7 protein-coding genes are annotated in these 8672 nt (G+C 65.2%); 3 read left to right on the plus strand and 4 right to left on the minus strand.

What is annotated here, in order from left to right:
• The 4 genes from VD964_RS18140 to VD964_RS18155 form a co-directional block, all read right to left on the minus strand.
• Nucleotides 1–388: MBL fold metallo-hydrolase (locus VD964_RS18140; RefSeq protein WP_324869913.1), on the minus strand; the 388-nt coding region annotated here is incomplete at its 3' end.
• A 2-nt stretch (nt 389–390) separates the two neighbouring features.
• On the minus strand, nt 391–1050 hold the full coding sequence (locus tag VD964_RS18145; RefSeq protein WP_324869914.1) for a peroxiredoxin: 660 nt from the start codon (nt 1048–1050) through the stop codon (nt 391–393).
• Between the two features lie 136 nt (nt 1051–1186).
• Nucleotides 1187–2239, minus strand: a complete 1053-nt coding sequence (locus VD964_RS18150) for a helix-turn-helix domain-containing protein (protein WP_324869915.1) — start codon at nt 2237–2239, stop codon at nt 1187–1189.
• 198 nt (nt 2240–2437) lie between these two features.
• Entirely contained in the window at nt 2438–2968 is a 531-nt protein-coding gene (locus VD964_RS18155; protein WP_414637196.1) for a transposase, read from the minus strand.
• A 295-nt stretch (nt 2969–3263) separates the two neighbouring features.
• Between VD964_RS18155 and VD964_RS18160 the strand changes: the two genes are divergently transcribed.
• The 3 genes from VD964_RS18160 to VD964_RS18170 are packed head-to-tail and all read left to right on the plus strand — an operon-like array spanning nt 3264 to nt 8234.
• Nucleotides 3264–4214, plus strand: coding sequence for a diguanylate cyclase (locus VD964_RS18160; RefSeq protein ID WP_324869916.1), 951 nt, complete (start codon nt 3264–3266; stop codon nt 4212–4214).
• Between the two features lies 1 nt (nt 4215).
• Nucleotides 4216–7836: a response regulator gene (locus tag VD964_RS18165; RefSeq protein WP_324869917.1), complete on the plus strand. Its 3621-nt coding sequence runs from the start codon at nt 4216–4218 to the stop codon at nt 7834–7836.
• On the plus strand, nt 7833–8234 hold the full coding sequence (locus VD964_RS18170) for a bacteriohemerythrin (RefSeq protein WP_324869918.1): 402 nt from the start codon (nt 7833–7835) through the stop codon (nt 8232–8234). The genes VD964_RS18165 and VD964_RS18170 overlap by 4 nt, the downstream gene beginning before the upstream one ends.
• Nucleotides 8235–8672: the final 438 nt, after the last annotated feature.

Below are 8672 nucleotides of genomic sequence, written 5' to 3' on the forward strand. Positions count from 1 at the left end.
GCGTATCGCCGGTGAAGATCCGGTCCTCCATGACCAGACACATGGAATCGCGTGTATGCCCAGGCGTATGCATCGCCTTGATCTTGAGACGGCCGGCGATCAGCATGTCACCGTCATCGAGGCGCAGACCGGCATGAGGCGCGGGGCTAAGCCGGTGCATCACCACCGGCACGTCGAGCGCCTCGCCGAGTTGACGGGTGGCCGAGAAATGGTCCGCGTGCGTGTGCGTGTCGACCAGATAGCGAAGCGTCAGCCCATGCTTCGACAGATACCCTCGATAATGCTGGATGAGGCTGAGTTCCGGGTCAATCAGCACAGCGGCGCAAGAGATTTCGCAGCCGATGAGATAGGAGCGGCATCCGCCCGCCGCAAAGGTCTCGAACAACATGGCTATTGCGGCTGCGGCACGAGCCGCAGATAGGGGCGCGGCGCTTCCCAGCCGTCCGGATAGATGGTCTTGGCTTCCTCGTCCGAGACGGAACCGGCGATGATGACCTTGTCCCCACGCTGCCAGTTCACCGGGGTGGCCACACGATGCTTTGCGGTCAGTTGCAGCGAATCCAGCACTCGCAGGATCTCGTCAAAATTGCGGCCCGTGGTCATCGGATAGCTGATCATCAGCTTGATCTTCTTGTCAGGCCCGATGATGAAGACCGTGCGGACTGTCGCGTTGTCCGCCGCCGTGCGACCGTCGGAACCGCCTTCGATCTCGGCCGGAAGCATGTTGTAGAGCTTAGCCACGGCGAGGCCGGTATCGCCGATCATCGGATAATTGGGGGCGGTCCCTTGCGTCTCGGCGATGTCCTGCGCCCATCTGGCATGGTTGGCGACCGGGTCGACGCTGAGGCCGATGATCTTGGTGTTGCGCTTATCGAATTCCGGCTTCAGCTTAGCCATATAGCCGAGTTCCGTTGTGCAGACCGGCGTGAAGTCCTTGGGGTGGGAAAACAGGATCGCCCAGCCATTGCCGATCCAGTCGTGGAAGTTGATCGTTCCCTCGGTGGTCTCGGCCGTGAAGTTCGGCGCCTCGGCGTTGATGCGCAGTGTCATTCCCCCATTCCTTTCATTGTGCTTGAGCCGGACCGGATGTCGTCATTGGGCATCCCCCGGCCGGATCGCGCCGGCGCGCCACGATGGTGGGCGGGTGGGCGCATGCCGGCATCCTAGGAACGGTTCCGGTCACTGACTATGCAATTCCGGCATGAATTGAGCGCCTTGTCCTTCCTGCCTGCCCTGCATCGCGCCGCAGGGTTTCGGACGGGCGCTCCCCAAAGCGAATCCGATAGGCCTGCGCAAAGCGGCCCAGCTCCCAGAAACCGTAATGCATTGCGACACCGGTGACGTTCGTTGCCGCAGGGTCGGACCTCAGCAATGTTTGGCGAACAAGATCAAGGCGACGCCCGCGGGCATAATGCATGGCGCTCTGCCCGAGAAACTCCTGGCAGGCAAGGTTGAGCGTTCTCTGAGCCACGCCGGTTGCGGCGCAGATGGCGCACAGCGACAGCATCTCCTCCGGACACTCCCTCAAGGCCTGCTCGAAGCGCGCGACGATCTGGCGGTGGCGCCCGAGAGCGCCCCTGTCCTGCCTGAGCTTACCCTGGGTCAGGCAGGACAGCAGGGTCTCCATGATCGTTCCGGCCAATGCGATGGAGGGTTTCGGCGTTTCGAGAACCCAGGGAGTATCCCTCGCGAGGCGCGCCGTGTCGTTCATCAGGGCGATGAGCCGGGCCATCGCCATCTCGGGCACCTGGAACATCCGGTCGTCATTCAAGGGCACACTAGGGTCGATTCCGGTCACCTGCCGGCTCTGCGTAGCCAGTACGTCGAAGGGGGCTGCGATGATCCCGAACGCCCAAGGCATTCCTGATGGAGAGGAGGTGGCAGTCTGCTCGTTGGGACGGAAATGGAAGATCTGCTGCCAACCCAGCGTCCAGCCTGAGACGCGGCGGACAATCTCAGGCTCGGTGGCAAACATGAAGGTGTGAACGTTCGCGATCCCGGCGGTCTGCGGAATTCCCTGGCCGAAACAACCGACGCCGACGCTGATCCGGTCGAGCGTCGCGCGCGCGAACGAACCATGGAAGGTTTTGCGAACCGTCCTGATGGGATAGGGGCCGGCGGTGCCGGGGTCGATGGCACCCACGGCCTGCGCCATTGCAACCGGGTCGGAGAAAGTGCCGAAATAGCTTCTGGGAGGCGCCGAAGCGGTTTTCGGGTCCGGCTTCATGACGGCACCCATATCTTGGGCCCTCCCCATATTATTGACGACTATTCTGAACGCTTGGCGATGGGTGTGGTCGGGGCTCAAGATGAGTGAGTGGGGCCGCTTGCAAAGCTCGCTTCTGGGAAGAAGATCCGACGTAGCGTACGGCTATCGTCGCGGTCTGCCTAGCCATTGGAAGGATGTACCACTCCAGCTAGCCCCATTACCGTGTCGTTAAGAGGCGGTTTCCGGAACCTTCATCCTATGATCACCCCTCCTGAAACCCGCTGGTCTGCTGTCGGTTTCCTGTGCCTTTGGCACAGACAGGCGGGTGTGGGACCGACAGTTGCGGAGTTGGTGGCGGGGATCATCGACCGGATCGAGGATCGGCCTGTCGGTCCCGGGCGTCCGCCGGTGGGGCTCGCCGATCTTGCGGATGTGCGGCTGAACCCCGTCGCGTAAACAGAGCCAGCGATTGACGGCGCTGTCGTAGCCTGCGTCGGCGTAGAGCCTGCCGATGGCGGTGCAGACGACCTGGGTCAAGCGCAGCAAGGCAGGGAAGAGCTTGGTGTCATACACGTTGGCGGGCGAAGGGAGGACCGCCAGCGGCAGGCTGTCGGTCGAGACGACCACGTGGTACTTGGTGCCGGACTTGCCGCGGTCGGTCGGGTTCGGCCCGGTCAAGTCGCCGCCTCGCTTTGCCCGTACCGAGCAACTGTCGACCACGACATCCCAGGCAGCGGCGTCGGGATCGGAGCGCGCCATACGGACAAGGACCGCGTGGACGCGACGGAGCAACGCTGTCCTGTGCCACTCGCCCAGTCGGCGACGCAGGGTCGAGCCCGAGGCGCGCCTGTCTGCCGCCCGCAGCTCGCGCCACTGGATTACCATCCTCCCTCCAGGATTAAGATGATTCCGTTGTCACATGTCACATGCATCGATTTTGATTTAAATCATAAGCGAATACGAAGCCTCATGCTGTGGTTGGGAGGCGCTAGTTGGCAGCTGCTCCAAGAGAGCCAGATCGAGCCGCAGCTGCGAGTCGTCGAAAGGGTAGAGCGTGGCGCCAACCGGCAAGCAAAACGTCCTGATCGTTGATGACGAACCCGGCAATATCCAACTTCTCGCCGGGCTGCTGCAGGATGAGTGCGAACTCTGCTTCGCCACCTCCGGTGAGGAAGCGCTTGAGATTGCTCGGCTCGTTTCGCCCGACCTGATCTTGCTCGACGTGCTGATGCCAGGCATGGATGGCTTCGAGGTCTGCCGCAGGCTTAAGTCCGATACGTCAACCCATGATATCCCCGTCGTTTTCGTCACCGCCCGTGGCGAGGTCGACGACGAGACGCGCGGGCTCGATGCCGGAGGCGTCGACTACATCATCAAGCCAGTCAGCCTGCCCGTCGTACGTGCTCGCGTTCGCGTTCATCTACGGCTCAAGCGGCATGAAGACCGGTTGCGGGCCAGCGCGCTCATAGACGGGTTGACCGGCATAGCCAACCGTCGCCGGTTCGATGAGGTGCTGGACGCCGAGTGGCGCCGGGCCCGGCGATTCCGGGAGCCGCTCTCGGCCATCCTCGTCGACGTTGACTTCTTCAAGCGGTACAACGACCGTTACGGCCATCTCGAGGGAGATGCCTGCCTGAGGCGCGTAGCGGGCGCTCTCTCCAGCCTCGTCCGAAGGCCCGGTGACCTCGCGGCACGCTACGGCGGTGAGGAGTTCGTCTGCCTGCTGCCCTCGACCAGCCTGGAGGGGGCGACCACGCTGGCCGAGCAGATGCGCACGGCCATGTTGGGTCTGCAGTTGCCGCACGCCGATTCGACGGTCTGCCCGTGGGTGACTGTTAGTATCGGCTTGGCGACCGCTGTCCCTGCTGACGACCTCGAGCCCGCGGACTTGATCCGGCTCGCTGATGAGATGCTCTACCGCGCCAAGCGGGCCGGACGGAATCGGGTTGAGACTGAGCGGCTCGAGAATACCAGAGCCATCCCGGTCGCCGCGGCTGGTGCGTGACATGGCGGCCGGGGAAGCCCTCGAGGAACCGCATTCGTCCGCCCGCCGTCCGGTCCTGGGCCTGATCGCGGCGATCTGGGTCCTATTCGCCATCGGCTCTGCGTTCGTTGCAGCGTACGTTACCACCGACCATGAGAGGACGATCGACCGCGCCCTGCAGGAGGAGCGCAACGTCGCCGCACTTCTGGACAAGCACGCCCAGCACGTCGTCGCTGCGGCCTCCTCTATCCTTAACCGCATGGCCGAGCGGGTAGGCGAGCGTGGGATGACCGAGATGGCGTCGAGCCGGACCGAGTGGGAGTGGCTGCGCCGGACGGCGGGCGAAGTCCCGTCCGTCGGCGTGCTGGTCGTCGTCGACCGCGACGGCATGATGGTCCTCCAATCCGCCGCGTTTGCCGGACCTGCGATGAACCTCGCCGACCGTGAGTACTTCCGGGTCCTTCGGGAATCCTCCCACGAGGTGTACGTCGGCGAAGCCCAGGTCGGACGCGCCACCGGCCGGACAGTCTTCACACTCAGCCGCCGGATCGAGGGTCCTGACGGTGGCTTCCGGGGCGTTGTCGCTGCGTCGATCGACCTCGACTACTTCGCGTCCTTCATCGGCACGCTGGAACTCGGGCCGGGCGGCGTGGTCACGTTACTCCGCGACGACGGTGCCATCATCGTCCGCACCCCGAATATGAGTGCTGTCGGCAGCCGGCACCCCTCCCTCGAACTGCTGAAGCATCTCGCCACCTCCAGCGAGGGGCGCTATGACGCCCTATCGGTGATCGATGGCATCGATCGTATCTCCTACTACAAGCGCGTCGGGCGGACGCCGCTCACCGTCGTGGTCGGTCGTCCCCGCGACGCCATTCTCCACGAATGGCGGCAACGGGCATGGTGGACTGCCGGCGCCCTCGGGGGAGGTCTGTTCCTGCTCGGGACGCTCTCATGGGCGGTGCTGGCAGCGGTCCGCCGCGACTGCCGTGGTGCCGCCGCGCTGCACCACTCCCTTGCGGCGCAGGAGGCGGCCAACGTCAGGCTGCAGTCGGTTCTCGACTCGGTAGCAGAGGGGATCTGCGGACTTGACGCCCACGGCTACGTCACCTTCATCAACCCCACCGCGGCACAGCTCCTCGGCTACGCCGAGCGCGAAATGATCGGCGGCAACTTTCACGCGCTATGCCATTACCAGTACGCTGACGGACGGCCTTGCCAGTCCGAGAACTGCCCGGTGCTGGCCACACTGGCCGACGGCAGAAGCCATCGGATCGACAGTGACGTCTTTCTGCGTAAGGACGGTAGCGCCTTTCCGGTTGAGTTCACGGCGGCGGCGGTACGCGACGCTACTGGCGCCATCGTCGGAGGGGTGGTTGCGTTCCGTGACATCGCCGAGCGACTGGCCGCCGCGCATGCACTGTCTGAGGCCAAGACCGCTGCCGAAGCGGCGAGCCTGGCGAAGAGTCAGTTCCTCGCCAACATGAGCCACGAGATCCGCACACCGATGAACGCCATCATCGGGCTGTCGGGCCTCGCTGCGCAGACGGAGCTCACCCCCAAGCAGCGGGGCTACGTGGACAAGATCAGGATTGCCGCGCGAGCGCTGCTTGGATTGCTGAACGACATTCTCGATTTCTCCAAGGTCGAGGCAGGCATGCTCGCCCTGGCGCCGCGGCCTTTCCGACTCGACGAATTGATGAGCACGTTGCGCACGCTGGTCTCGGTGGACGCCCAAAGCCGGACGATCCCGGTGAGCATCGCCATCGACGACGGCGTGCCGCTCGATTTGGTCGGCGACGACCTGCGCCTCCAGCAGATCCTGGTCAACATTGTGGGGAACGCCATCAAGTTCACCCACGAGGGTGAGGTCGACGTGCGGGTGGAGCCAATCGCCGCCGATGCTGAGCGGATCGAGTTGCGCTTCTCGGTGCGCGACACCGGCATCGGCATCTCGGACGAGCAGAAGGCCAGCCTGTTCGCCGTCTTTACCCAGGGCGACGCCTCGACGGCTCGGCGCTACGGCGGCACTGGACTGGGATTGGCCATTAGCTACCGCTTGGTGACGCTGCTGGGCGGCCGGATCGATGTTGAGAGCGAAATCGGCCGGGGGAGCCGCTTCTCCTTCACCGCGGTTTTCGGCCGCGGCGTGGAGCGGACTGGAACGGAGCCCCCGGCCGACCTCCAGCGCCACCGCCTCCTGCACCTATCCACCGATCTGATGTCGCGCGCCGTGCTGGCACGGGTTGCGGCATTGCTGGGCTGGTGCGCGGACGGCGCCGCGACCGTCTTCGAGGCGACTGCTGTCCTGCGCGAAGCCGCAGCCTCCGGCACCCCTTATGAGATCGTGGTTCTAGAGGCGGCCGAGGACGGCCTCGACGCCCTGTGGCGCCTCCAGAGCGCCGCGTCTGGCGAACCGGCCCCGGTGCTCCTCGTCGCCGCCGCGGAGCGGGTGGATCCGGCACTAGAGGCAGAGTGCGACGGCGTTCTTGACATCCCGGTGCTGCAGAGCGCCCTGCTCCAGGCCGTCGCCACCGCGATGTCCCGCCGTCCAGGCCAGACGCAGGACACCGCAGCGGAGGGCGTGCTGGCCGGGTTGCGCATCCTGCTGGCCGAGGACAACGTGCTCAACCTGGAGGTCGCCTGCGAGATCCTAGAGCGCCGGGGCGCAGAGGTCGTCACGGCACGGGACGGCCACGAGACGCTGGCGCGGCTCGACACTTCCGAGCAGCCGTTCGACCTCGTGCTGATGGATATGCAGATGCCTGGCATGGACGGGCTCGAGGCGACACGTCGTCTGCGGGGGCGGCCGGATGGGCAGACGTTACCGGTGATCGCAATGACTGCCAACGTTCTTCCAGGCGACCGGCAGCGATGCCTCGATGCTGGAATGGACGACCACCTGCCCAAGCCTCTCGACGTGGAGCAACTCGTCGCCGCCGTTCGTAGACACTGCCGCCTTGCTGACAAAGGGGGGGCGGGACCCGTCCCGGCCAGTATCGGCTCGGGTGTCGGCGTAGCATCCGACATGTCCGACCTTCCAGTGACGATGCCCGGGATCGACGTCGCCAGCTTTCTGACCCGTACCGGCAGCGAACGCGCACTTCTCCTGAGACTCCTTCGGCAATTCCCGATGCAGCACGGCCGGGATCCTGACGCCCTCCGAGCTGCATTCGCAGACGGTGATCTCGATATGGCGGAGCATATCACTCACACTCTCAAGGGTCTTGCCGGGAACATGAGCGCCATGCGCCTCTCCCAGGAGGCCGATGCGCTGACGCGCGCTTTGCGCAGCGGCAACGTGGCCCCGGACCTTGCTCCCTTTGAAGACGCCTTCGACGAGTTGCTGCGGACGGCTCGAAACGTGCCGCCGGATAGGCGGGAGGCCGTCTCAGCGTCTGATCGCGAGCCGCTTGGGCGGGACGCCCTCGCTGTGCTGGCGGCTGAGCTCGACCGCGCGCTCCGCCGCAACGATCTCGACGCTGTCACGGCGGCGCGCAAACTGTCCGACGGAGTCCCCGTCGAGATCACCTCTGACGCCGCCGAGTTAGCCGCTGCGGTCGGTCGCCTCGACTACGCGGCGGCACGGAGGCTCCTACGCGCGGTCGTGGAGCGTCTCGGGCTGGAAGAGGCCTCTCCATGAGCTACGTGGATTGGCCCGGCGAGTTGGCCCTCGGCATCCCGGCAATGGACGAGGACCACCGTCACCTTGTGGAGACGCTCAACGAGCTCCGTGAGACGCTGTTGGTGGCACCCAGCCGCCGCGATGCCGCCGGCCTGCTGTTGCAGTTCGTCAGGATCGCCCGCGAGCACTTTGGGCGCGAGGAGGCGTTGATGGCGGAGCGTGGCTATCCGGCAGCGATCGAGCACGGGCATGAGCACGGCGAGCTCATGGCGGTCCTCTCGTTCATGTTGGACGCGGTGCGGACCGGGCAGGCCAATCTGGACAGCGACACGCTCGACCACGTGCGGCGCTGGTTGTGCGGGCACATCGAAAATTCGGACGCCTCCCTCGCCAGCTTCCTCGTCCGGCATGGCTGATCCGGACAGTTCTTCGCCGTCGCGCGGGAGGCGATTGGCCTAGGCCCAAGCTCTCTTCGCCTAGGTTCTTGCCACTTCCGGTCCCGGTTTGGGGCGGGCCGGGTCCGCGCGGGTCCACTGCACGATGGCGCCAAGCAGGAGCTCGCGATCGACCGGCTTGGACAGGTGCTCGTCCATCCCGGCCCGGTAGCACGCCTCGACCTCCTCCGGAAGCGCCCCCGCCGTCATCGCCAACACAGGGACGCTGCACAATGGCTCGGGTAGGCTGCGGATGGCGAGGGTGGCCTCGAGGCCACCCCCTCTGTGCCAACGTCGAGTGAGACAGCCGCCTGCTGAAATAATCGGTAGAGGGCGCTGTTGAGGACCTGATGAGCACACCGACACTCCCCCTGTTTCCACCACTGTGTCCACTCCCGACCCGGAGGTGAGCGAGCGTCC

Source organism: Azospirillum sp., assembly GCF_035628975.1.
Taxonomy (GTDB): Bacteria; Pseudomonadota; Alphaproteobacteria; order Azospirillales; family Azospirillaceae; genus Azospirillum.

Excerpts from the sequence above, each read along its gene's own strand:
- VD964_RS18145 (WP_324869914.1), bottom strand. The coding sequence starts at position 1,050 with ATGACACTGCGCATCAACGCCGAGGCGCCGAACTTCACGGCCGAGACC.
- VD964_RS18150 (WP_324869915.1), bottom strand. The coding sequence starts at position 2,239 with ATGGGTGCCGTCATGAAGCCGGACCCGAAAACCGCTTCGGCGCCTCCC.
- VD964_RS18155 (WP_414637196.1), bottom strand. The coding sequence starts at position 2,968 with ATGGCGCGCTCCGATCCCGACGCCGCTGCCTGGGATGTCGTGGTCGAC.
- VD964_RS18165 (WP_324869917.1), top strand. The coding sequence starts at position 4,216 with ATGGCGGCCGGGGAAGCCCTCGAGGAACCGCATTCGTCCGCCCGCCGT.
- VD964_RS18170 (WP_324869918.1), top strand. The coding sequence starts at position 7,833 with ATGAGCTACGTGGATTGGCCCGGCGAGTTGGCCCTCGGCATCCCGGCA.